The 21,819-nt window shown below is 69.9% G+C and carries 23 protein-coding genes; 12 read left to right on the forward strand and 11 right to left on the reverse strand.

What is annotated here, in order from left to right; genetic code table 11:
- Positions 1 to 50: 50 nt before the first annotated feature.
- From ACZ7SW_RS41470 to ACZ7SW_RS41480, 3 genes are read left to right on the forward strand one after another with little or no spacing between them, the layout of a single operon-like run.
- Positions 51 to 872 carry an SDR family NAD(P)-dependent oxidoreductase gene (locus ACZ7SW_RS41470; RefSeq protein ID WP_470235846.1) on the forward strand — a complete coding sequence of 274 codons (822 nt, stop codon included), beginning with the start codon at positions 51 to 53 and terminating at the stop codon, positions 870 to 872.
- A 1-nt stretch (position 873) separates the two neighbouring features.
- On the forward strand, positions 874 to 1,425 hold the full coding sequence (locus ACZ7SW_RS41475; RefSeq protein WP_470235847.1) for a TetR/AcrR family transcriptional regulator: 552 nt from the start codon (positions 874 to 876) through the stop codon (positions 1,423 to 1,425).
- 10 nt (positions 1,426 to 1,435) lie between these two features.
- On the forward strand, positions 1,436 to 2,026 hold the full coding sequence (locus ACZ7SW_RS41480) for a hypothetical protein (RefSeq protein WP_470235848.1): 591 nt from the start codon (positions 1,436 to 1,438) through the stop codon (positions 2,024 to 2,026).
- On the opposite strand, the gene ACZ7SW_RS41485 is transcribed toward ACZ7SW_RS41480, so the two are convergent.
- Complete coding sequence (locus tag ACZ7SW_RS41485) at positions 2,015 to 2,722, reverse strand: helix-turn-helix transcriptional regulator (protein WP_470235849.1); 708 nt, start codon at positions 2,720 to 2,722, stop codon at positions 2,015 to 2,017. The two genes, ACZ7SW_RS41480 and ACZ7SW_RS41485, sit on opposite strands and share 12 nt — an antisense overlap.
- 141 nt (positions 2,723 to 2,863) lie before the next feature.
- Here ACZ7SW_RS41485 and folE point away from each other — a divergent pair, with 141 nt between their 5' ends.
- The gene (gene folE / locus ACZ7SW_RS41490; protein ID WP_470235850.1) at positions 2,864 to 3,466 is read left to right on the forward strand and encodes a GTP cyclohydrolase I FolE; all 603 of its coding nucleotides are present in this window, start codon (positions 2,864 to 2,866) and stop codon (positions 3,464 to 3,466) included.
- On the opposite strand, the gene ACZ7SW_RS41495 is transcribed toward folE, so the two are convergent.
- Entirely contained in the window at positions 3,430 to 4,683 is a 1,254-nt protein-coding gene (locus tag ACZ7SW_RS41495) for an alpha/beta hydrolase (RefSeq protein ID WP_470235851.1), read from the reverse strand. The two genes, folE and ACZ7SW_RS41495, sit on opposite strands and share 37 nt — an antisense overlap.
- Positions 4,684 to 4,742: 59 nt before the next feature.
- Between ACZ7SW_RS41495 and ACZ7SW_RS41500 the strand changes: the two genes are divergently transcribed.
- Positions 4,743 to 6,137, forward strand: a complete 1,395-nt coding sequence (locus ACZ7SW_RS41500; protein WP_470235852.1) for a WS/DGAT/MGAT family O-acyltransferase — start codon at positions 4,743 to 4,745, stop codon at positions 6,135 to 6,137.
- Here ACZ7SW_RS41500 and ACZ7SW_RS41505 read toward each other — a convergent pair.
- Positions 6,134 to 7,765, reverse strand: coding sequence for a TIGR04141 family sporadically distributed protein (locus ACZ7SW_RS41505; RefSeq protein WP_470235853.1), 1,632 nt, complete (start codon positions 7,763 to 7,765; stop codon positions 6,134 to 6,136). The two genes, ACZ7SW_RS41500 and ACZ7SW_RS41505, sit on opposite strands and share 4 nt — an antisense overlap.
- 490 nt (positions 7,766 to 8,255) lie before the next feature.
- Here ACZ7SW_RS41505 and ACZ7SW_RS41510 point away from each other — a divergent pair, with 490 nt between their 5' ends.
- Positions 8,256 to 8,795 (forward strand): Uma2 family endonuclease, encoded by a 540-nt coding sequence (locus tag ACZ7SW_RS41510; RefSeq protein WP_470235875.1) that lies wholly within the window; start codon positions 8,256 to 8,258, stop codon positions 8,793 to 8,795.
- A gap of 320 nt (positions 8,796 to 9,115) precedes the next feature.
- Here ACZ7SW_RS41510 and ACZ7SW_RS41515 read toward each other — a convergent pair whose 3' ends face one another.
- Complete coding sequence (locus tag ACZ7SW_RS41515) at positions 9,116 to 10,048, reverse strand: alpha/beta fold hydrolase (RefSeq protein ID WP_470235854.1); 933 nt, start codon at positions 10,046 to 10,048, stop codon at positions 9,116 to 9,118.
- A 127-nt stretch (positions 10,049 to 10,175) separates the two neighbouring features.
- Between ACZ7SW_RS41515 and ACZ7SW_RS41520 the strand changes: the two genes are divergently transcribed.
- The 5 genes from ACZ7SW_RS41520 to ACZ7SW_RS41540 are packed head-to-tail and all read left to right on the forward strand — an operon-like array spanning position 10,176 to position 14,887.
- A complete protein-coding gene (locus ACZ7SW_RS41520) occupies positions 10,176 to 11,243 on the forward strand; it encodes an acyl-CoA dehydrogenase family protein (protein ID WP_470235855.1) in 1,068 nt (355 codons plus the stop codon).
- A 2-nt stretch (positions 11,244 to 11,245) separates the two neighbouring features.
- Positions 11,246 to 12,418: an acyl-CoA dehydrogenase family protein gene (locus tag ACZ7SW_RS41525; protein WP_470235876.1), complete on the forward strand. Its 1,173-nt coding sequence runs from the start codon at positions 11,246 to 11,248 to the stop codon at positions 12,416 to 12,418.
- A complete protein-coding gene (locus ACZ7SW_RS41530) occupies positions 12,415 to 13,323 on the forward strand; it encodes a bifunctional MaoC family dehydratase N-terminal/OB-fold nucleic acid binding domain-containing protein (protein WP_470235856.1) in 909 nt (302 codons plus the stop codon). Before ACZ7SW_RS41525 ends, ACZ7SW_RS41530 begins: the two co-directional genes overlap by 4 nt.
- On the forward strand, positions 13,320 to 13,718 hold the full coding sequence (locus ACZ7SW_RS41535; protein WP_470235857.1) for a MaoC family dehydratase: 399 nt from the start codon (positions 13,320 to 13,322) through the stop codon (positions 13,716 to 13,718). The genes ACZ7SW_RS41530 and ACZ7SW_RS41535 overlap by 4 nt, the downstream gene beginning before the upstream one ends.
- Complete coding sequence (locus ACZ7SW_RS41540) at positions 13,715 to 14,887, forward strand: lipid-transfer protein (RefSeq protein WP_470235858.1); 1,173 nt, start codon at positions 13,715 to 13,717, stop codon at positions 14,885 to 14,887. The genes ACZ7SW_RS41535 and ACZ7SW_RS41540 overlap by 4 nt, the downstream gene beginning before the upstream one ends.
- Here ACZ7SW_RS41540 and ACZ7SW_RS41545 read toward each other — a convergent pair.
- Positions 14,875 to 15,438: a dihydrofolate reductase family protein gene (locus ACZ7SW_RS41545; protein ID WP_470235859.1), complete on the reverse strand. Its 564-nt coding sequence runs from the start codon at positions 15,436 to 15,438 to the stop codon at positions 14,875 to 14,877. The two genes, ACZ7SW_RS41540 and ACZ7SW_RS41545, sit on opposite strands and share 13 nt — an antisense overlap.
- A 159-nt stretch (positions 15,439 to 15,597) precedes the next feature.
- On the opposite strand from ACZ7SW_RS41545, the gene ACZ7SW_RS41550 reads away from it, so the two are divergent.
- A complete protein-coding gene (locus ACZ7SW_RS41550; RefSeq protein ID WP_470235860.1) occupies positions 15,598 to 16,155 on the forward strand; it encodes a DUF5134 domain-containing protein in 558 nt (185 codons plus the stop codon).
- A gap of 151 nt (positions 16,156 to 16,306) precedes the next feature.
- On the opposite strand, the gene ACZ7SW_RS41555 is transcribed toward ACZ7SW_RS41550, so the two are convergent.
- Genes ACZ7SW_RS41555 through kstD form a run of 6 tightly spaced genes read right to left on the reverse strand, consistent with a single transcriptional unit; the run spans position 16,307 to position 21,812 of the window.
- The gene (locus ACZ7SW_RS41555) at positions 16,307 to 16,774 is read right to left on the reverse strand and encodes a riboflavin kinase (RefSeq protein WP_470235861.1); all 468 of its coding nucleotides are present in this window, start codon (positions 16,772 to 16,774) and stop codon (positions 16,307 to 16,309) included.
- 27 nt (positions 16,775 to 16,801) lie between these two features.
- Positions 16,802 to 17,662 carry a MaoC/PaaZ C-terminal domain-containing protein gene (locus ACZ7SW_RS41560; RefSeq protein WP_470235862.1) on the reverse strand — a complete coding sequence of 287 codons (861 nt, stop codon included), beginning with the start codon at positions 17,660 to 17,662 and terminating at the stop codon, positions 16,802 to 16,804.
- A gap of 11 nt (positions 17,663 to 17,673) precedes the next feature.
- Positions 17,674 to 18,708: a 2Fe-2S iron-sulfur cluster-binding protein gene (locus ACZ7SW_RS41565; protein WP_470235863.1), complete on the reverse strand. Its 1,035-nt coding sequence runs from the start codon at positions 18,706 to 18,708 to the stop codon at positions 17,674 to 17,676.
- A complete protein-coding gene (locus ACZ7SW_RS41570; protein ID WP_237598713.1) occupies positions 18,701 to 18,967 on the reverse strand; it encodes a hypothetical protein in 267 nt (88 codons plus the stop codon). The genes ACZ7SW_RS41565 and ACZ7SW_RS41570 overlap by 8 nt, the downstream gene beginning before the upstream one ends.
- Positions 18,964 to 20,139: a Rieske 2Fe-2S domain-containing protein gene (locus ACZ7SW_RS41575; RefSeq protein WP_470235864.1), complete on the reverse strand. Its 1,176-nt coding sequence runs from the start codon at positions 20,137 to 20,139 to the stop codon at positions 18,964 to 18,966. The genes ACZ7SW_RS41570 and ACZ7SW_RS41575 overlap by 4 nt, the downstream gene beginning before the upstream one ends.
- The gene (kstD, locus tag ACZ7SW_RS41580) at positions 20,136 to 21,812 is read right to left on the reverse strand and encodes a 3-oxosteroid 1-dehydrogenase (protein WP_470235865.1); all 1,677 of its coding nucleotides are present in this window, start codon (positions 21,810 to 21,812) and stop codon (positions 20,136 to 20,138) included. Before kstD ends, ACZ7SW_RS41575 begins: the two co-directional genes overlap by 4 nt.
- Between the last annotated feature and the right edge of the window lie 7 nt (positions 21,813 to 21,819).

The following is a 21,819-nucleotide window of genomic DNA, read 5'->3' on the forward strand; positions in this document are numbered from 1 at the left end:
CGCTCAGCGAAACGAGACGGTACGTCTCGTTTCGTGCTAGCGTCTGCGGCATGACGAGAACCTGGGTGATCACCGGAACCAGCCGCGGCCTGGGCCGGGCACTGGCGCTGGCCGCGGCGGAAGCGGGCGACCGGGTGCTGGCGACCGTCCGGACGGCGGGGAGCGCGCCGGAGCACCGGAATGTCGTCGAGCACGTGCTCGACGTGCGTAACCGGGCCGCGGCGCGGGAAACCGTGGACCGGGCGGTGGCCGAGTTCGGCCGGTTGGACTTCCTGGTGAACAACGCCGGGTACGGGCTGGTCGGCATGGCCGAGGAGATCGGCGAGGACGAAGCACGAGACATCCTGGAGACGAACCTGCTGGGCGCGTTGTGGCTGACCCAAGCGGCGCTGCCGGTGCTGCGTGAGCAGCGCTCGGGCCACGTCGTGCAGATCTCTTCGGTCGGCGGCGCCGGTTCGGTGCCGGGATTCGGGCTGTACGGCGCGAGCAAATGGGGGCTGGAGGGAATGAGCGAGGCGATCGCGCAAGAGGTCGCGGAATTCGGCGTGCGGGTGAGCATCGTCGAGCCGGGCGGGATGGACACCGAATGGGCGACCGGCAGCATGCGGTTCGCCGCCCCGGACCCGGCCTACGACGGGCTGCGCGAGCGGATGTTCGGCACGACGGCCGTTCCGTGGGCCACCACCGGCACCGGCGGCGGCACCCCGCCCGCGGACATCGCCGCCGAAATCCTGCGGCACGTCGACGACCCCGCCGACCAACGGCTGCGCGTCCTCGCGGGTGCCGACGCCCCCGCGATGGTCGCGACCGCACTGTCGGGGCGGCTGACGGATTACCGTCAGGACAAGCGTTTCTCCGCCGCGGAGATCTGACATGGCGCGCGCCAGCACCCGAGCCCGCGTACACGCCGCGGTGCTCTCCCTAGCCGCAGAAGCGGGCTTCGGCGGTCTGACGATGGAGGGCATCGCGGCCCGCGCGGGCGCCGGGAAGCAAACGCTGTACCGCACGTGGTCGTCGCCCGCCGCGGTCCTGCTGGACGCGCTGCTGGAGCAAAGCCTGGACGCTTCCGGCGAAGTCGCCATCCCCGACACCGGTGATCTGCGCGCGGACTTGGGAACGTTGGTCCGCGGCATGATCGCCGAACTGACCGACCCGGCGACAGACCGCCTGCTCCGCGCGGTGACCGCCGAACTGCAGACCGATCCGGCCATCGGCTCCGAAGTCCTGGACCGCCTGCTGGGCCCGCAACTGCGCGCGATCGCGGACCGCCTGGCCCGCGCCGGGGTCGAATGCCCCGAGGACGGCGCGGAACTCTTGCTGGGCCCGGTTTTCCACCGCTGGCTGCTGCGCACCCGGCCGTTCACGGAGGACTGGCCCGCCGCCCATGTGGAGCGGGTGCTGCGCGCGGTGTCGCCTGGCGGCTAGCTTCGCGAGCGTGGGGAAAGCGAACGCGTACCGCAGGATGTTCGACCGGGTGGCCAGCTCTCGGCCTCCCTCGCAACCCGACGACGAGGCAGGGTTCGAGGTTTGGTCCGCACTCGTCGAGGCGAAGTCGGCGTTCGCGGGCTTGCTGAGCGTCGCGGCGAACCACGGCAGGGTGGATGCGGTGCAGTGGGAGCAGGTCAGAAGCTCTCTCGAGCGGATTCACGCGCCGGAAGGCAGCCTGGCGAAATGGCTCGAGACCCTCTGCGGCCAGGTAGCCGAGGTGCAGCCCGAGTCCAGCAGATGGCGGCAACAACACCCGATCATGCTCGACCTCTGCCAAGCCTGGAAAGCCGACCTCGAAACCCGCGTGCCAGCGCGAAAAGTCCTCGTGGAGCTGGACCCGGATTCAGCGCCGACCACCGGCTGGAACTGGTTTCTCTCCTTCGACCTCGACGGGACTGGATTCGAAGCGTTCGTCGCCCGCGATCTCTCCACCGCCGCCTTCGAAGACGGCACTGGCCTCTTCGGCGATCACGTCAAGCTCGAAGACATCCCCGCCTACCTCGCCCGCAGGCTGAACCAGACCCGGTCACCCGGCTGACTCGGTCCCCCGAAGCTCCACACAGCACCCGCCGTCGCGAGGCGCGACCCGGGCCGTCGACACCCCCGGTACCTCCAGCCCTTCCACGACCCCGGTCAGGAACCGGTCGGTCATCCCGCACACCAGTTCCGGCGCGCGCCTCGCCAGCGGCTGGAACGGGCAGTTGCGCATCCGCAGGCACACCGGCGTCTCGCGGTTCGGCTCGAAACCGTGCCGGGACAGGACCGTGCTCGTCAGCGTCAGCCCGCGTTCCGTGCCCAGCCTGCCCGGGCGGGAACGTTCGCGCTCGGCGGCTCCGGCCGCGGCGCCGTGCCGTCCGGCCTCGCGCAGGGCGGCGTCCCGGGCCGGTTCTCCCGGAGCCGCTGAGGCGACCGCGTCCACCAGGATCGAGGCCAGGACGTCCGGGTGCCGGGGAGGGATGGTGATCGCGAAGTCGGTCGCGGCGGGTTCGTAGACCTTCGGGGCCCGGCCCACCTTGCGCACGCCGCCGACTGTCTCGTAGCGGGCGCGCAGGAGGCCCGCCGTCACGAGTTTGTCCAGGTGGAACGCCGCCAGCTTGCGCGAGATGCCGACCGCCGAGGCCGCCTCCTCGCGCGTCACCGGGCGCCCGGCGCCGCGGATGAAGGCGTACATCCCCCGGCGCAGGTCCTCGTCCAGCGCCGCTACCGCGCGGATGGTCGCCAGGTCACTCGTCACACACCCACGATAACGCCCAGCGAGGTTCTCCGAACCCACCACCCGGCTTGTTCACCTGGTCACATTGACTCCGCCGGGCGATAAGACCAAGATTTGTAGGCGAAAACCGTCCTGCCAGCTCCGACCGCCCGAGGATCGCCCATGCAGTCGTCCGGAACCGCCCTCCGCGTCGTCCACGAGCCCGATCCCGGCTTGGACCTGGCCGCGGCCGAAAGCGCGGCGGGGGACTTCCTGCGCGCGCTCGGCGTCAGCCTCGACTCGGAGAGCCTGCGCGGCACTCCCGGCCGGATGGCCCGCGCGTACGCCGAGCTGTTCACGCCCCGCGAGTTCGACCTCACCACGTTCCCCAACGACGAGGGCTACGACGAGCTGGTGCTGGCCCGCGACATCCCGGTCCGGTCGGTCTGCGAACACCACCTGCTGCCCTTCATCGGCGTCGCGCATGTCGGGTATCTGCCGGGCGAGCGGATCCTCGGGCTGTCGAAGCTCGCGCGGATCGTCGAATACTTCGCTTGCCGTCCGCAGGTGCAGGAGCGGCTGACGAAGCAGATCGCGGGCTGGCTCGGCGACCAGCTGGCGCCGAAGGGCGTCGGCGTGGTGATCGAGGCCGAGCACACCTGCATGACCCTGCGCGGCGTGCAGGCGACCGGCTCGTCCACGGTCACGTCCGCCCTGATGGGCACGCTCCGCGAGGACGCCCGGTCGCGTCAGGAGTTTTTCTCGCTGACCGGCGTCAACGCCTGAGCGCGGGCCCAGTCGAGCCAGGCCCGATCGAGAAAACGCTCGACGCCGCGCACCACGTGCGTGCTGCGGATGGACGGGAACACGTCGAACGCGTGCTGCGCGCCGGCGAGTTCCGCGTACGCCACCGGATTGGCTGATTTGGCGCGCAGCCGGGCGACGAACTCCTGTGCCTCGGCGACCGGCACGAGCGAATCGTGCTTGCCGTGGATCACGAAGAACGGCGGCGCGTCGTGGGCGACCCGGTCCATCGGGGACGCCGCGAGGTAGTCGTCCAGCCGGTGTTCCGGGGCGAACACCCGCCGCGCCATCAGGCTTTCCAGCCGGTACCGGCTTTCCGCCTCGCCGGTCGAGGCGGCGATGTCGTACACGCCGTAGTGCGGCACGCAGGCCTGCACGCTCGTGTCGGCCTCCTCGAAACCGGGCTGCAGCGCCGGGTCGTTCTGGCTCAGCGCGAGCAGCGCGGCCAGGTGCCCGCCCGCCGAACCGCCGGTCACCGCGACGAATCGCGGGTCGCCGCCGTACTCCGCGATGTGTTCCCGGATCCAGGCGAGCGCTTGCTTGGCCGCGACGATGTGCGCCGGCCAGCGCGACGCGGGGGAGAGCGGGTAGTTGATCGCCACGCAGACCCAGCCGCGGCGCGCGAGGTGGCGCATCAGCGGCAGGCCCTGCTGTTCCTTGTTGCCGATCGTCCACGCGCCGCCGTGGATCTGCAGCAGCACCGGCGCGTCTCGGACCGTCTCGCGGGGCCGGTAGACGTCCAGCAGGAACCGTTTGCCGCCAGGGGCGTACGCGACATTCCGGTCGCGCACGACGTCCGGTTCGTGGATCCGGAACGGCATCAGCAGCCGTCCCCACGGCGTCGAGAAGTCCGACGGGCTCGCGAGCTGGGCGGCGTAGTCCTCGCCGAGCGCTTCGACGAGCGCGGACTCGACCTCGATGCGCGCCTTCTGCGAGGTGGCGATCAGCGAGGCGAAACCGGCCGCGGACAGCGCGGCCAACGCCAGCCCGGCGCGGTCGCGGCGACCGCGCAACCCGTGGCGCGCGACGTGCTGCACGGTGTCGGCCGCGGTGAGGGCGAGCAGGTGCGGCGCGAGCTCGCCGGTGAGCCAGCCGGCGAAGAACACCGGGATCGAGGTCGGCCGCGGTTTCGGCGGCCGCAGTGCGAGCGCGGCGAGGCCGAGCTGCGCCGCCCGGCGGGTCACGAAGTCCGGTTTCACCTGCCCGATGCTACCTCCGCCGAGCGCCCCGGCCAGGGTTCTGCCTTACGCTGGTTGGCATGCAGCGACTGAGCGGGCTGGACGCGAGCTTCCTCTACCTGGAGACGCCCTCGCAGGTCCTGCACGTCTGCGGCCTGCTCACCCTGGACGGCTCGACCATGCCCGGCGGCTACACGTTCCCCGAGTTCAAGCGACGGCTCGCCGAACGCGTCGCGGTGATCCCGGCGTTCCGCCGCAAACTCCACAATCCACTCTGGAACCTGAATCACCCGGTGTGGGTGGAGGACGAGGATTTCGACCTCGACAACCACGTGCACCGGATCGGCCTGCCCGCGCCGGGCGACGACCGCGAACTCGCCGAGATGTGCGCGCACATCGCCGGGCAGCGGCTCGACCGCGCGCATCCGCTGTGGCAGTGCTACGTCATCGAGGGGCTGTCCGACGGACGGCTGGCGGTGCTGCTGAAAATGCACCACGCGAGCGTCGACGGAGTCGGCGGAGCCAGCCTGATCGGCTACCTCGCCGGGCTCGAACCCGACGCGCCGCTGCCGGAGCTGCCCGCGGACGAGCGACACAACGACGGTTTGCCCACGCGGCTGCGACTGCTGCGCGAGAGCGCCGATTCGCTGCTTCACCGGCCGTTCGAGATCGCCCGTTTGCTGCCGGAGCTGCTGGGCCTGGTGCCGAAGTGGGCGGCGAAAACCTTGCGCGGCAAGGGAATGCCGGTGCCGTTCACCGCGCCGCGGACGTCGCTGAACGGCACGATCACCGGGCATCGTTCGGTCGCTTTCGCGCAGCTGGACCTCGATGCGGTGAAGCAGGTGAAGGACGCTTTCGGCGTCACCGTGAACGACGTGGTGCTGGCCCTGGTTTCCGGCGCGCTGCGGCAATTCCTGCTCGCCCGCGGCGAATTGCCGGGTGATCCGCTGGTGGCGACGGTTCCGGTGTCCGTGCACGAGCGCACGGAACGCGAGCAGGGCAGCAACCGCGTGTCCGCCTTTTTCGCTTCGCTGCCAACGCATTTGCCCGACCCGGCGGCGCGCGTGTTCTTCCTGGCCGAGGCGAACCGGCTGGCGAAGGACCACCATTACGACATCGACGCCGACATGCTCGCCGACTGGGCCCAATTCTCCCCGGCGACGGTGTTCGGGCTGGGCGTGCGCGCGTATTCGGCGCTGCGGCTGGCCGAACGGCATCCGGTGGTGCACAACCTGATCATCTCGAACGTTCCCGGGCCGCCGATGCCGTTGTACTTGCTGGGCGCTCGGATCACCGGGTTGTATCCGCTGGGGCCGGTGTTCCATGGCGCGGGGCTCAACATCACGGTGTTGTCGAACGACGGCAAAGTGGGTGTGGGGGTGCTGGGGGCCAAGGAATTGGTGAAGGATTTGTGGCCGCTGGCGGACGCGTTGCCGGAGGCGCTGGACGAGTTGAGCAAGGCCTCGCCCGCTTAGTGTCGGCGTTTCTTGGCGGTATAAGGAATGTCGGCGAACTTCAGTGTCGCGCGGAGGCTGCGAACGGCTCGGTCCAGCCTCAACAGCGCGACTTGGGAGAGCGTGAACAACTCGTCCACATTCCACGCCCGTCCGGCGGCGGCGAGCACGACGGTGTCCGGCGCGCCGCCCAACATCCGCGTCGAGTCCAATGTGGATACTTTGTCGGCCAGCTGTGCCAGCGCGTCCGGCTCGTCGTGCAGAGCCTCCGCGGACACGAGCGCCTGGGTGTAGAGGTGACTGGCCGCCGTGGCGCGGCCCAGCCATTTGACGTGGATTAGCTCGTCGCCGGGACCCAGCAAATCGCACAGTTCGAACCGCGGATGCAAGGGAGTGCTCGCGAAATCCTTGTCCAGGCACAGGTATCCCGGCGCGAGAGCGGCGACGCGCTGGCAATACCGATGTTCGTCGTCCGGCTGGCCGCTCGGTTTCCACGTGATATCCGGCCAGATGTGCTTGCGCGCCAGCAGATCGCGCACCTGGTCCCGCATCTGCGCCACATAGGTCTCGCCGATCCGGTACCAGCGGGCCTGATGGAAGACGTACCGCGTGTGCTCGACAGTCGTTTCGAACACCAGCCAGCGAGCGGCGGGCAGCGGCGCTCCGGCGGGTTCCGCGCCGGCCTCGTCGGCGCAGGTCGTGATGCGGCCCGCGCGCAGGGCTTTCAGCCGCCGCTCAACGGGAATTCCGCCGAGGCGCGTGGTCAGGCGGTCCAGTTCCAGGCGGCCGGGGACGTGGATCGGCCCGCCGGGGCCGAGGGCGGTGACGCGGAACGAACCGGCGTTCTCCGCGTCGTTCGCGGCGCCGGACGGCCAGGCGAGGCCGAGTGCGTCGCTGCCGCCGAGTGCTTCGGCGAGTCGCCGTTCCAGTTCGGGCACGAGCGGGTGGTGCCGGTCCATCGGGCGGGTCTGGGCGATGAACCGCAGTGCGGAGTCAGCGTCCGGTTCGTCGACGACGGCACCGACGGCGTCGAGATCGGCGAGGAACGCTTCGGGATCCTTGGCCAGCGGCGCCCACAGCGAGGTGCCGACGCGGATGCGGTAGCGCTTGCCGGTAACCCGGCCGTAGGTGAGGTCGGTCAGGTCCGCCGAACCGGCGAGCCGGTGCACGAGGTCGCCGTACGGTTCGAGCCGGAACGCGGACAGTTCGCCGCCGCCGGGAATCGAGATCTGGGTGGCCCGAGCGGAAACGTCCAGCGCGGCGCTCGCGACGAGCCCGAGGTCGAACGGGTCGAGCCGGCGGATTCCGAAGCGCAGCCCGAAACCCTGCTCGACGTGTTCGTCGTTGAGCACGAGATGGCCCGCGCCCCAGGTGACCGCGTAGGTCCACGGCGGGCGCGGCACGAGCAGCACGGCGAACGGCAGCGTCGAGGGCAGGTCGAGCGGACCGCCGCCGAGTGCCTCGGCGTGCTGCAGCCATTGCGGGGCCTCGGTGCGGAACGCGCCCGCGACCAGTCGCGCGCGGGTGCCGGGCAGGTCGACCGGGCGGTCGGCGCTGATCTGTTCGGGGGACAGCGGGGTCAGCAGGTCGGCTTCCGCCGCGGAGCCGTCGAGGCGGAAGAGGGACGCCGGACGGCTGGGAGCAGGCATGACCACCACCGATGGTCGGAATTCCAGGACGTCCGATCAGCCTAGGCGGCGCAGCGGTCCGGCCGGTTAATCACGGAGCGCGAATGGCGTGCGTAATGGTGAAATTCCGCTGAATCACCCATTCACGGGACGCGGCCACGGCTGATGATAGGGTTTCCTTTCGGGATGCGCCACGGCAGGTTTTTCGAGGCCAGGCAACGTGCAGGTGATCCCGTGATGGCCGTTTACTGGACGCGGAATTGCGTTTTCGATAAATCGTCCGGACTTCGTGAAAGAACCTGTTCGCTGGGCAGGGATGGGCTGTCCGGGGCGATATCCCCGCGTTTCGGTGACGCACGGTGAGTGATTTGGCGGACGAGCCCCGCGGCGAATGGGCTGGCCGGGTCGGCCGCCGTTCGCGGGACGGTTCGCGCTGCCGCGCGTGCCCGACTACCCTGGCTGAGTCGTTTCCGGTCGGCCCGCCTGCGGGGGCAGCATGATGACAGTCCCGATGTTCGCGCACGGCGACCGTCTCACGCGTCGGGACCTGGAGACGATCTCGGATGAACGCCGCCGGTACGAGCTGGTGGACGGGACGCTTCTGGTGAGCCCGTCCCCGCGTCCGCTGCACCAGCGGGTGGTCGCGCGCCTCCTGGCCGCGCTCACCCCGGTGTGCCCTGCCGACTGCGAGGTCCTCCCCGCGCCGGTGGACGTGGTGCTCGACGAGTTCACCGTGATGATCCCGGACGTCGTGGTCGGGCGGCGCGAGACGTTCACCGAACGCGCGCTGGTCGGCGTCCCGGTGCTGGCGGTCGAGGTGGTCTCGCCGTCGAGCAGGCACATCGACCGCTTCCTGAAGCCGGCCCGGCTCGCGCTCGCGGGCTGCCCGTACTACTGGGTGATCGAGCCGAACGAGCCGACGCTGAGCTGCTTCCGCCTGTCCGGCGGCGAGTACGTGCTGGACGGGGAGGCGACGGGGGACGACGTGGTGCGGCTGGAGGCGCCGTACCGGCTGGAGCTTCGGCCGGCGGATCTGGTTTCGACGTACTAGAGGCGTGGGAGCCGAACCTCACGGTATTCGGGCGGGATCGGCTTTGGCTTACGGACATTCGCTGGCTGCGGGCTTCGCGAGGCGTACTCGCCTGCGCCGGGACCACTCGCCAGGCGCCCAGTTCCGGCACGCCCAGCCGCGGCTCGTCTTTCGGGCAGGAGCGCTGTACCGGTCAGACGTGACCTCGCAGGGTCCAGATCGTCGCGCTTCGGAAATCCGCTTTCCGGAGAGCTGTCTGCCGCTGGCTCGCGCACCCAGGCACACCCGAGGTGGTCACGAACTGACTGTCGTGAATGGTGATCGGCGGCCCGCCTGACTGTTCAGGCCGAGTCCGCGATCCTCTCCCGCCCAGCCACCGCGGCCTGCACCGAAGTGCACGCCGCCATCAGCGCCGCCACGAACTGGTCCGCCGCGAAGACACACGCGGTATGCCCGGCCGGGATCTCATACGTCGCCGCTCCCGGAATCCGCCGGGCCAGGCTCCGCTGATGCGCGGGCGCGATGAATCCGTCCCGGGAAGTCACCACGACCGCCGCGGGGAGGTCGAGGGTGTGCAGCCACGGGGTCGAATCGAAGCGGCCGATCTCGTCCAGTGCGACCGCGATCGCCCACGGGCTCGTCGAGCGGAATTCCTCCAGCGCCCACCGGTGGTCCTCCAGCCGGGCGAGGCGTTCGCGGCGGGGTTCGCCGGGGACCAGGCCGATGCGGGCTTGGTCGCGCAGCAGGTGCAGGGTGCGGCCGAACAGGTCCAGCGCCACGCGCTGCCGGAGGCCGCGGCGGAAGTTGCTCGCCGTCGAGCACAGGACCAGGCCGGTGACGCGGTCCGGGAAGCGGCGGGCGGTCAACTGGCCGACCATGCCGCCCATCGAGTAGCCCGCGACCAGGAACTCGTCGATCCCCAGCGCGTCCGCGACCGCGACCACGTCGTCCGCGCAGTCGTCGAGGCTGAACTCGTGCGAGCGGATGCCCTGGCCGTGCCAGCGCTGGTCGAACACGACGACCCGGTGGTTCTTGGACAGCCGCTCCAGCGCGGGGTACCAGGTGAGCAGGCCGGTGCACGCCACTGAGTGCAGCAGGATCACCGCGGGCGCGTGCCGAGGGCCGACGTCGACCACGACGGTCTGGCCGCGGCCGGGCAGGGACAGCGGCTTCGGGTCGGGGACGCCCGCGGTGGGCGGAATGGTCGCGAGCTTCCTGGTGGCCTGCCAGCCGACGTCGCCCAGCGCTGATTTGAGAACTTGTTCCGCACCCACGTCGGCGTGCCGCCCCTCTCCGCTTCGCGGTCGATCTGCTGTCCGGACCCCGAGTTCTGGGGGTTGCCGAGCCAGCCCATTCCGGCTAAAAATAGAACGTGTTCCACCTAGGTGGAGGGAGACCGGAGTGGACTTCACCCCCGACGATACGCAGAGCGAGATCACCTCGCTCGCCGCGCAGGTGCTCGGGAAGGCCGACGAGCCCGCGGACCAGTGGCGAGGACTGGCCGACGCGGGCCTGCTCGCGCTGCCCTTGCCCGCCGACCTCGGCGGAGACGGGCTCGGCGTCGACCGCGTCGCCCCGGTGCTCACCGAGGTGGGCCGGGCCGCGGCGGCTGTGCCCGCGTACGCCGTTCTCGCGCTCGGCATCCTGCCGATCGAGGCGCTCGGCACCCCGGCGCAACGCGCCGAGTTTCTGCCGCCCGCGGCAGCGGGGGAGAGCATTCTCACTGCTGCCTTGCACGAGCCGTCCGCACCGCTGACCTCCATCCCCGGGACCAGCGGTGCGGCGGCGGACAGTGCGTGGGCGGTGACCGGCGTCAAGACACACGTGCCGTACGCCGCTGAGGCGACCCGGATTCTCACGCCGATCGCGTTGCCGGGCGGTACCGGCGTCGCGCTGGTGGATCCGCATGCCGACGGTGTCGAAGTGCTGCCCGCGTACAACGCGACCGGGACGCCCGAATACACGGTGCGGTTCGAGGGCGCGCGGGTGAGCGAAGCGGACTTCCTGCGTGACCGCACTCCTGGGCATGCGTTGCATACGCTGCACCGCTACGCGTTGGCAGGAGCGCTCGCGCTCGGCGACGGACTGCTTGCCGGGGCGCTGGCGTTGACGGCCAAACATGTCGGCGAGCGCACGCAATTCGGCCGTCCACTTGCGACTTTCCAAGCAGTGGCCCAGCAAATCGCGGACGTCTATGTCGCTTCCCGCACCGTGCACCTGGCCGCGCTGTCGGCGGTGTGGCGGCTGGCGTCCGGATTGGACGCGGACACCGAGCTGGACGTCGCGGCGTACTGGCTGGCCGAGGAAGCGCCGTCCGCACTGGCGATCTGTCATCACCTGCACGGCGGCGTCGGCGTCGACCGCACTTATCCGCTGCACCGGTATTCCTCGGCGGTGAAGGATCTCGGCCGCGCGGTCGGGGGAGCGGCACACCGGCTCGGCAGGCTGGGCGAACGAGTGGCGGGATGAGCATGCACATCGAACTGACGGCCGCGCAACAAGAACTGCGGGCGCGGCTGCGCGAGTACTTCGCCGGCCTGCTGACCGCCGACGAGCGCCGGGCGTTGCTGCGGGAGCGGCACGGGAAGGTGTACCGCGACGTCGTGCGCCGGATGGGCCGCGACGGAAAGCTCGGCGTCGGCTGGCCCAAGGAGTACGGCGGCGGCGGTTTCGGCGAGATCGAGCAGCACATCTTCGTGGACGAAGCCGCTCGCGCGGATGTCCAGCTGCCGTCGGTGACGCTGCAGACGGTCGGTCCGACGCTGCAGGCATTCGGCACCGAGGAACAAAAAGCCATGTTCCTGCCGAAGATCCTGGCCGGAGAAGTGCACTTCGCCATCGGCTACACCGAGCCGGAAGCCGGGACGGACCTCGCCTCGCTGCGCACCCGCGCGGTGCGCGACGGCGACGATTACGTGATCAACGGCCAGAAAACCTTCACCACCGGCGGCCACGACGCGGACTACGTGTGGCTCGCCGTGCGCACCGACCCGGACGCGCCGAAGCACAAGGGCATCTCGATCCTCATCGTCGACACCCGCGACCCCGGCTATTCGTGGACGCCGATCATCACCTGCGACGGCGCGCACCACGTCAACGCGACGTTCTACGAGAACGTCCGAGTGCCGGCGAACATGCTGGTGGGAGAGGAAAACCGCGGCTGGCGGCTGATCACGACGCAGCTCAACCACGAGCGCGTGATGCTCGGGCCGGCCGGGCGCGTCGGCGGCCTGCACGACCGCGTGTGGGCGTGGGCGGCGGCGCGCCGGACCCCGGACGGCGCGGCGCTGCTCGACCTCCCGGACGTGCGCGCGGTGCTGGCCGAGACGTTCGCGGTCGCGCGGGTCAACGAACTGCTGAACTGGCAGGTCGCGGCGGCAGCGGCGCACGGGTCGGTCGAGATCGCCGACGCCTCGGCGACGAAAGTGTTCGCCTCCGAGCGAATCCAGCGGATCGGGAGGCTGCTGGAGGAGCTGGTCGGACGGCACGGCGACCTCGCCGACCCGGACACCGCGGAACTCGCCGAATGGCTCGACGTGCTGGCGAAACGGAACCTGGTGCTGACGTTCGGCGGAGGCGTCAGCGAGATCCAGCGCGAATTGATCGCCTCCGCCGGACTGAAACTGCCGAGGGTGCCGCGATGACGATCGAGGAAGCCGCCGCGAAAATCGCCGCACAGGGCGAAAGCGCGCCGAGGTACGCGCGCGATCCGGTGAACCAGGCGATGGTGAACAACTGGGTCGAGGCGATCGGCGACGCCAACCCGGTGTACACCGACGCGGACTTCGCCGAAACGAGTGTCCACAAGGGACTGGTCGCGCCGCCGGCGATGGCGCAGGTGTGGACGATGCCGGGGCTGCACGGCGTGCGCGGGAGCGACGATCCGCTCGCCGCGATCATGAACGTGCTCGGCGAGGCCGGGTTCACCTCCATCGTGGCCACCAACTCCGAGCAGACCTATCACCGGTACCTGCGGCCCGGCGAGCACGTTTCGACCACGAACACGCTGGAGGACGTCACCGGCCCGAAGCGCACCGGGCTCGGCGAGGGCTGGTTCGTGACCACCCGCACGAATTGGTACGTGGACGGGGAACTGGTGGCGGACATGGTGTTCCGCGTGCTGATGTTCCGTCCGCGCGAACCGGAACCGCCGCCGTCGCCGGTGCTGCGGCCGGTGGTCAGCCACGACACGAAATTCTTCTGGGACGGTCTGCGTGAAGGCGAACTGCGCATCCAGCGCTGGGGCGACGTGCTGCGGCATCCGCCCGGTCCGATGCCGCCGGACGGATCGCTCGACACGGTGCCGGACTACGTCGTCGCCAGCGGGCGCGGGACGGTTTACAGCTTCGTCGTGCACCACCACCCGGCGGTGCCGGGCAAACGGCTGCCGTTCGTGGTCGCGCTGGTCGAGCTGGAGGAAGGCGTGCGGGTGATGGCCGAACTGCTCGACGCCGAACCGGACGAGGTTCGCATCGGACTTCCGGTGACCGCAGCTTTCGTGCGCGTCGACGACGACCTGACCCTGCCCGCGTGGAAGGTGGCGCGATGACTGCCGCAGTCGGGACCGAACTGCCGCCGATGGTGCTCGAGGCGACGCCGACGTTCGTGATCAGCACCGCGCTGGCGACGCGGGATTTCCAGGACGTGCACCATGATCGCGACGCCGCGGTCAAACGCGGGTCGAAGGACATCTTCGTCAACATCCTTACTGACACCGGGCTCGTGCAGCGGTATGTGAGTGACTGGGCCGGTCCGCAGGCGCTCATTCGCTCGATCAAAATCCGGCTCGGCGTGCCGTGCTACGCCGGGGACACGCTCACTTTCTCCGGCCGGGTCACCGCCCGCGACGGCAACGAGGTCGAGCTCGAAGTGTCCGCTGTGGACAGTCTAGGTGCGCACGTGACCGGCACGGTTTCGCTGACGCTGCCGGAGGAGGGCGCATGACGTTCACCGGAACCACCGCCATCGCCGGGATCGGCGCGACGGAGTTCTCCAAGGATTCCGGACGCAGCGAGCTGCGGCTGGCGGCCGAGTGCGTGAGCCACGCGCTGGCCGATGCCGGGCTGAAACCGTCCGATGTGGACGGCATGGTGTCGTTCACCATGGACGGCAACGCGGAAATCGCGCTCGCCCGCGAACTGGGCGTCCCGGAACTGACCTTCTTCAGCCGCGTGCATTACGGCGGCGGCGCGGCGGCGGCGACTGTGCAGCAGGCGGCCATGGCCGTCTCGAGCGGGATCGCCGACGTCGTGGTGGCGTACCGGGCGTTCAACGAGCGTTCCGGTATGCGCTTCGGGCGCGTTTCCGCGGCGGCGGCGCAGCAGGTGAATACGTCCGGAGTGGACAACGCGTTCCACTACCCGATGGGCATCGCGACCCCGGCCGCGACGGTGGCCATGGTCGCGCAGCGGTATCTGCACGAATACGGGGCTACCAGCGAGGATTTCGGCAAGATCGCGGTCGTCGACCGGGCGCACGCGGCGACCAATCCGAACGCCTGGTTCCACGGCAGGCCGATCACGCTGGAGGAGCACCAGGCTTCGCGCTGGGTCGCGGAACCGTTGCACCTGCTCGATTGCTGCCAGGAAAGCGACGGCGGCGTCGCGCTGGTGATCACCAGCCTCGAACGCGCGCGCGACCTCCGGCAGTCCCCGGTGGCGGTCTCGGCGGCGGCGCAGGGGAGCGGGCCGGACCAGTACGTGATGACCAGTTACTACCGTGACGAGCTCGCCGCGCTGCCGGAAATGGGCGTGGTCGGACGGCAGCTGTGGGGCCAGTCCGGGATCGGTCCGTCCGATGTGGACGTCGCGGTGCTGTACGACCACTTCACCCCGTACGTGCTGATGCAGCTGGAGGAACTGGGGTTCTGCGGTCGCGGCGAGGCGAAGGACTTCATCGCGGGCGACACGCTGGGCATCGGCGGGAAACTGCCGCTCAACCCGCACGGCGGCCAGCTCGGCGAGGCGTACATCCACGGCATGAACGGCATCGCCGAGGCGGTCCGGCAGCTGCGCGGCACCGCGGCGAACCAGGTCGCCAACGCCGGTACCGCGGTGGTCACGGCCGGAACGGGCGTCCCGACGAGCGGGCTGGTATTGACTCAGGCTCGCTGAGTGGCCTTGGGCACGTACCGCATCGCCACGGCTCCGGAGGAGAACTCCAGCCGGTCCACGAGTTTCAGGTCGAAGTGCTCCGGCAACCCGGCGAACAAGGTCGGCCCGTGTCCCGCGATCCGGGGGTGCACCACGAACTCGTACTCGTCGATCAGCCCCATCGCGGCCAGCGCGAGCGGCAGCCGCAAGCCGCCGGTGTACAACCCCTCGCCGGGCTGGTCTTTGAGCCGCAGCACCGCTTCCCGCAGATCGCCGCGCACGAGTTCGGCGTTCCAGTCCACGTGCTCGAGCTTGCTGGACACGACGTACTTCTTGGCCGCGTCGATGGTCCGGCCGAACGGTGCCATCCAGTCCGGCCGTTCGCCGGACTGCGCGGACGGCCGCCACGCCGCTTCCATCATTTCGTAGATCACGCGGCCGAACAGGAGCGCGTCGGCGCGGGCGATGATTTCGGCCGAGTGCCGGTGCATCTCCTCGTCCGGGGCGATGCCGGCGAGGTGGTCGCAGCAGCCGTCCAGCGTGACGTTGACGGAGTATCTCAGCGGGCGCATCGGCCGAGGATAGCGGCCTGAGCTGGGCTTGTCGGCCCGCGCATAGCCCTTGTGGGTCAACGCGGATCACCTCATTGCTGGCTGGTGCCTCCCGCCTCGCGCGTGCCACGGTGGTAAGGACCGGGTGACGCAGCGTGTCCGGAGGAGTGAGGTGCCGAGGTGACCGTCCCGCTGGCCTGGCTGTTCACCGCGCTGTTCGCGTTGCTGGCGCTGCCGTGCGTGCTGCGGCTGGTGAAGCTCGACTACGTCAGCCTCGGTCATCGGGTGCGCGACGGAGACCTCGCCGAACTGCTGCTGGTCGTCGCGATGGTCGCGATGCTGTCGCCGGTCGGCGGTCCGATCCCGGCGGCGGGCTGGCAGGCGGTGCTGGTGCTGACCGCGGGCTGGTTCGCCTACTCCGCGTGGCGAGGTCGCGCCGAGGGACACGGCTGCGCGCACCACGCGCTTTCCGCGGCGGCGATGTTGTACATGGTCACCGCGATGCCGCACGGCGGCATGGTGCACGGGCCCTGGCTCACGATGTCCACAATGGACACCAGGCTGGCATGGCCGGTGGTCGCGTTGGGCGGGGCGGCCTGCTTCGCGGTAGACGCGGTCCGCTCGGGCGTGGTGGCGATGCGCTCGCGTGGCACGACGGTGCCGGGGCAGGCGTCGCGAACTTTGTGTCGCGCCGCGATGGGTGCGGGCATGGGGGTCATGCTGCTCGCGGCGGTGTGAATCGACCCGGATGGATCAGGCCAGCCGCTGGACTTCGCCGCCTGATGGGAGTTCGGCGAGTTTCGGCAGTGCGCCCGTGGCGAGAGCGTGGCCGGTGCGTCATGCCGTGCCGCGATGGATGCGGGCGTCATCCTGCTCGCCGCGACGTGAATCAACCCAGCCGCTGGACTTCGCCGTCCGGCGGCAGTTCCGCCAGCTTCGGCAGCGTGTCCGCGGGATGCGCGGCGACCCACTCGCGAGCCGCGGCCACGTCGCGGCCCAGTGCATCGATCAGTTCCCGCGCGGAACCGAAACCCTGCTGGTCCCGCAGGTGCTTGCCGAGCCAGACGGTGAGGTGCTCGCCGTACAGGTCGCCCTCGAAATCGAGCAGGAAGGCTTCGACCAGCCGGTAGCCGTCGGCTCCGTAGTAGGTCGGGCGGCGGCCCACCGACACCGCGGCGGCCACGCGCGTGCCGTCCGCGCGCTCCGCCCAGCCGGCCCACACCCCGTCGCCGAGTTCGCCGCGCTGGTCGCGCAGCGCGATGTTCGCGGTGGGGAAGCCCAGCTCACGGCCGCGCTTGTCGCCCGGCTCGACTGGCCCGCGCACCACGAAGAAGGTGCCGTCTCGCTCGTCCGCCATGGGACAACCGTATAACGGTCCCGATGCTCAGCGGGGCGTCAGCACTGTGTCGGCCAGCACAGGCGCGTCGTCGCGTTCCGGCGCGGTGGTCGTGACCAGCAGACGCCCGTTTTCGCGCCACACGCGCACGCGCAGGTTTTCGCCGGGGAACACGACGCCGGCGAACTTCGTCCCGAATGCCGAGACACGCGCGGGATCGCCGTCGAGGAACGCGTCGACCACGGCCTTGCCGACCATGCCGAACGTGCACAGCCCGTGCAGGACCGGCCGGTCGAATCCGGCGGCCTCGGCGAACGCCGGATCGGCGTGCAGCGGGTTGCGGTCGCCGCACAGCCGGTACAAAAGCGCCTGCTGGGGAAGGGTGGGCACGTCGAGCACCGCGTCCGGTTCGCGGCTGGGCAGCTCGATCTTGTCCGACGTTCCGCGTTCGCCGCCGAAGCCGCCCTCGCCGCGGGCGAAGATGCTGGTCCGGGCTGTCCACAAGGGAGTGCCGGACTCGTCGGCGACCTCGGTCTCCTGCACCAGCACCGCGGCCTTGCCCTTGTCGAGGACGTCGGCGATCCGGGTGCGCGCGACGGCCTTGCCCTCGGCCCGGACTGGCTGGTGCAGCTCGATTTCCTGCTTGCCGATGAGCACTTTCGCCAGGTCGACGTCGACGCCGGGGAACTTCAGCGTCGGCGGCTCGAAGGTGCGCAGATTAGCCGCGACGGTGGCGAAGGTCGGCAGCACGCGCAGGTCGCGCTCGTAGGTATAGCGCAGTTCGCGCTCGTCCATCGGATCCGCGCCCGCGCCGATGGCCAGGTGGTACAGCAGCACGTCGGACGGCGTCCAAGCGAAGCTGATCTCGCCGAGATCGGCGCCGATCGCGACCGCGGGATCGATGGGCACGGACTCTCCACTCACTCGTAGCTGACGGACACCTCGTCGGTCAACGGTACCGATTGGCAGGCCAGCACGATCCCGTCGGCGATGTCGTCGGCGTCCAGCACCTCGTTGTTGAGCATCTTCACCTCGCCGGAGGTGATGCGGCACGCGCACGCGCTGCACTGGCCCTCGCGGCAGGAATACGGCGCGTCGAGGCCCTCGGCGAGCAGGTGGTCGAGCAGCTTCCGCTGCCGCGGCCAGGACAGCTGCCGGGTCTCGCCGTCGAGGTCGACGGTGAGCGCGGTGGTCTCGCCGCCGGCGTCCTCTGTGTCGGCTACGGGGTCCGGTTCGTCGGCGAAGGGATTCCCGGTGAGGGAGTGGAACTTCTCCACGTGCACGCGTTCCCGCGGCGCGCCGAGTTCGCGCAACGCGTCCTGCGCGGCGGCCATGAACGGAGCCGGGCCGCAGAGGAACGCCTCGTACTCCGCGAAAGGCTTGGCCAGCGTTCGCAACGCGGTGACGGTCGGCAGGCCCTGCAAGCTTTCCAGCCAGTGCACCACGGTGAGCCGGTCGCCGAACCGCTCGGCCAGTTCGCGCAATTCCCCGGCGAAGATCACCGACTTCTCGTCGCGGTTGGCGTAGACCAGCACCACCTGTCCGCCGCCCTTTTCCAGTGCGGACTTGAGGATCGACAGCACCGGCGTGATCCCGCTGCCCGCGGCGAACAACAGGAAGTCCGAGTCCAAAGAGGACGGACAGAACACGCCGGACGGCCGCAGCACGTCGATCGTCGCGCCCACCCTGAGCTCGTCGCAGACCCAATTCGAGCCGTACCCGTCGACGGTCCGCTTCACCGTGACCTGCACCCGGCCCTCGTGCGGCGCGCTGGAGAGCGAGTAGCACCGCGCGACAGAACCCGTTTGGTCGCTGGGAATCCGCAACGTGAGGAACTGGCCGGGGGAGTAGGCGAACCGCTCGGCGTGTTCTTTCGGAACGGTGAACACAATGGACCGGGCGTCCGCGGTTTCCTCGATCACCTCGGCGACGGTGAGCGTGACGACGTCAGTCATTGCGCACCTGCCCGAAATTGCCGTCGCGCACCGCGCTGTCGATGCTGTCCGCGAGTTTCTCGCAGGTGTCCAGCAGCGCGGTGTTGCCGCCGGAAGCGGCGTGCGCGGCGAACACCGGACAGCTGGTCGCGGCGTCGGTGGTCCACTGGATGCTGGTGTGCTTCAGGCTGTTTTTCTTGACCAGCACACAGGTTCCGCAGCTGCGGCATTCGTGCGGCCGCAGCCCGGAGGTGAGGAATTCGGTGGCTTCGGCGGTCACACCCCAGCCTCCTCCGACTGGGCCGCCGCCTCGGCCTCCGCCCGCTGGCGTGCCAGGTTTTCCTGAACCTCGGCCGCCCACACCTCGTTCGCCTTCGTGGTGTCCACTTCGAACTCGAACCGGCGCGTCATGTCTTCGGTGACGTCCGCGGCGTCCACATAGAACTGGTCGTACCAGCGGCGCAGCTGGTAGACCGGGCCGTCCTCCTCGCACAGCAGCGGATTGTCGATCTTGGTCTTGTTCTTCCAGATCTCCACGTCCTGCAGGAATCCGACGCCGATGCCCTTCGCGAGCTTCTGGGCGATCTTGTCCGCGTGCTCGTCGGAAATGCCGGGCATCTTCTTGACCATGATGCCCCACTGCAGCACGAACGACGTCGGCGAAACCGGGTAGTGGCAGTTGATCAGCACGTTCTCGATTTCGAAGCCCTGGAAGGAGTTCACCAGCCAGTTGATCATGTAGGAGGGCCCGAAATACGACGCCTCCGAGCGGAGCAGGTTTTCCTCGCCGCCGTAATTGGACGCCATGCCCATGTCCGGGCGGCCCTTGGTGTTGAGGTACTGGGTCGCGATGTGGCCCTCGAACACGTTCTTGAAATACGTGGGGAAGGCGTAGTGGATGTAGAAGAAGTGCGCCATGTCCACCACGTTGTCGATGATCTCGCGGCAGTTGGCGTTCTCGATGAGGATCGAGTCCCAGGTCCAGTTGCTCCACTCGTCGCTGAACGCGCCCTCGACGCGCGGGATCACGATGTTCTCCGGCGGCGGGTTGCCCTCCGGGTCGTGCCAGACGAACAGCTGCTTGTTCTCCTCCAGCACCTGCCACGACCGGGTGCGCGCCCGCAGCGGGACCCGTTTGGCGTAGGGGATCGACTTGCACTTGCCGTTGCCGCCCCACCGCCAGTCGTGGAACGGGCAGGCGACCTCGTCGCCCTTCACCGAACCCTGGGTGAGATCGCCGCCCATGTGCCGGCAGTACCCGTCGAGCACGTTCAGCTTCCCGGCGGTGTCGGCGAACACGACGAGCTTCGTGCCGAACGCCTGCACCGCGTGCGGTTCGCCGTCGCGGAAGCTGTCGGCGAGCCCGAGGCAGTGCCAGCCGCGGGCGTACCGCGCCGGGGGCGCCCCGGCGTCGATCGTGCGGATCTCGGATCCATCGGTCTTCGGCGTCACTGCCTGCCTCCCGTGCCGGTCTGATCTTCGTTCGCCAGCGCCTGTGCCGCAAGGTAGCCGAACACCATCGCCGGGCCGATGGTCGCGCCCGGTCCGGCGTAGGTCCGGCCCATCACCGGCGCGCCGGTGTTGCCCGCCGCGTAGAGGCCGGGCACGACCGTGCCGTCCTCTCGCAGCACGCGAGCGTTTTCGTCGATCCGCAGCCCGCCCTTGGTGCCCAGGTCGCCGGGCACCACGCGGACCGCGTAGTAGGGGGCCTTGGCCAGTTCGCCGAGGCTCGGGTTGGGGCGGTTGCGCGGGTCGCCGTAGTAGTGGTCGTAAGCGCTGAGCCCGCGCTGGAAATCGTCATCGACGCCCTTGCGCGCGAAGCCGTTGAACCGCGTGACGGTCTGCTCCAGCGCTTCGGCGGGCACGTCGATCTTCTCGGCGAGCCCGGCCAGCGTCGCGGACTTCGCCACGATCCCGGCCTTGTACCAGCGCCCGGGCAGCGGCTGCCGCGGGCCGAGGCCGGTGAACAGGTAGCGGTCGCGGTAGCGCTGGTCGAACACCAGCCACGCGGGGACGTGCTTGCCCGGGCCGTCGCCGTCGCCGTACATCGCGTGCACGGCCTCGACGTACGGCGCGGATTCGTTGACGAACCGCGTACCGGCGGCGTCGACCATCAGGCAGCCGGGCCGCGAACGCTCGGCGAGCGCGAACCACGGGCCGCCGGTGAGCGGGAACGACGGGCCCCACCAGGCGTCGTCCATCAGGTCGGTCGCCGCGCCGAGCTTGAGCCCGGCGTTGATGCCGTCGCCGGTGTTCGCCTCCGCGCCGACGGTCCATTCGGTGCCGATCGGCGCGCGCTGGTATTTGGTGCGCATCTCTTCGTTGTGCTCGAAGCCGCCGCAGGCCAGCACCACGCCGCGCCGCGCACGGAACAGCGTTTCGACACCGTCGCGCCGGGCCACGATGCCGGTGACGACGTCGTTTTCCACCTGCAGATCGACCAGCGGCGTGTCCAGCAGCACCTCGACGCCCGCGTCCCGCAGGCCCTTCCGCAGCCCGGCCGCAAGCGCTTGCCCCATGGACAGCGGCTGCTGTCCGCGGACCCGGCCGACCAGCCATTTCATCCCGAGCGACAGCATCCGGGCGAACCCGCGCGGATGCCGGGCGATCAGGCTCAGCCAGCGGTAGTCCGACTGGGTGATCGGCACGCCGAGCGGCGGCGCGCTGTAGGGCGGTTCGAGCCGCGCGAGGTCGGCGCCGAGGAGTTTGCCGTCGAGCGGCTTGGGCTCCACGGACCGGCCGCCGGGACGTCCGCCGGGCGCCTCGGGGTGGTAGTCGCTGTATCCCGGCACCCATTGGAACTCCAGCGGCGTGTTCCGCGTGACGAACTCCAGCACCTCGGGACCGTGGTCGAGGAAGGTCGTGCGCAGCCGCTCCGGCACGACGTCGCCGACGATCGACTCCAGGTACTGCCTCGCGCGTTCGGGGGATTCTTCGATGCCCGCGGCCCGCAGCGCGTGGTTGCCGGGCAGCCAGACGCCCCCGCCGGAGCGGGCGGTCGAACCGCCGAAGCGGGCTGCCTTTTCCAGCACCACCACGGAAAGGCCGCGATGGGCGGCGGCGAGCGCGGCGGTCATCCCGGCGGCGCCGCTGCCGGCCACCACCACGTCGTACTCGTCCGACATGCCACCT

It is taken from the genome of Amycolatopsis sp. NPDC114484 (genome assembly GCF_055633755.1).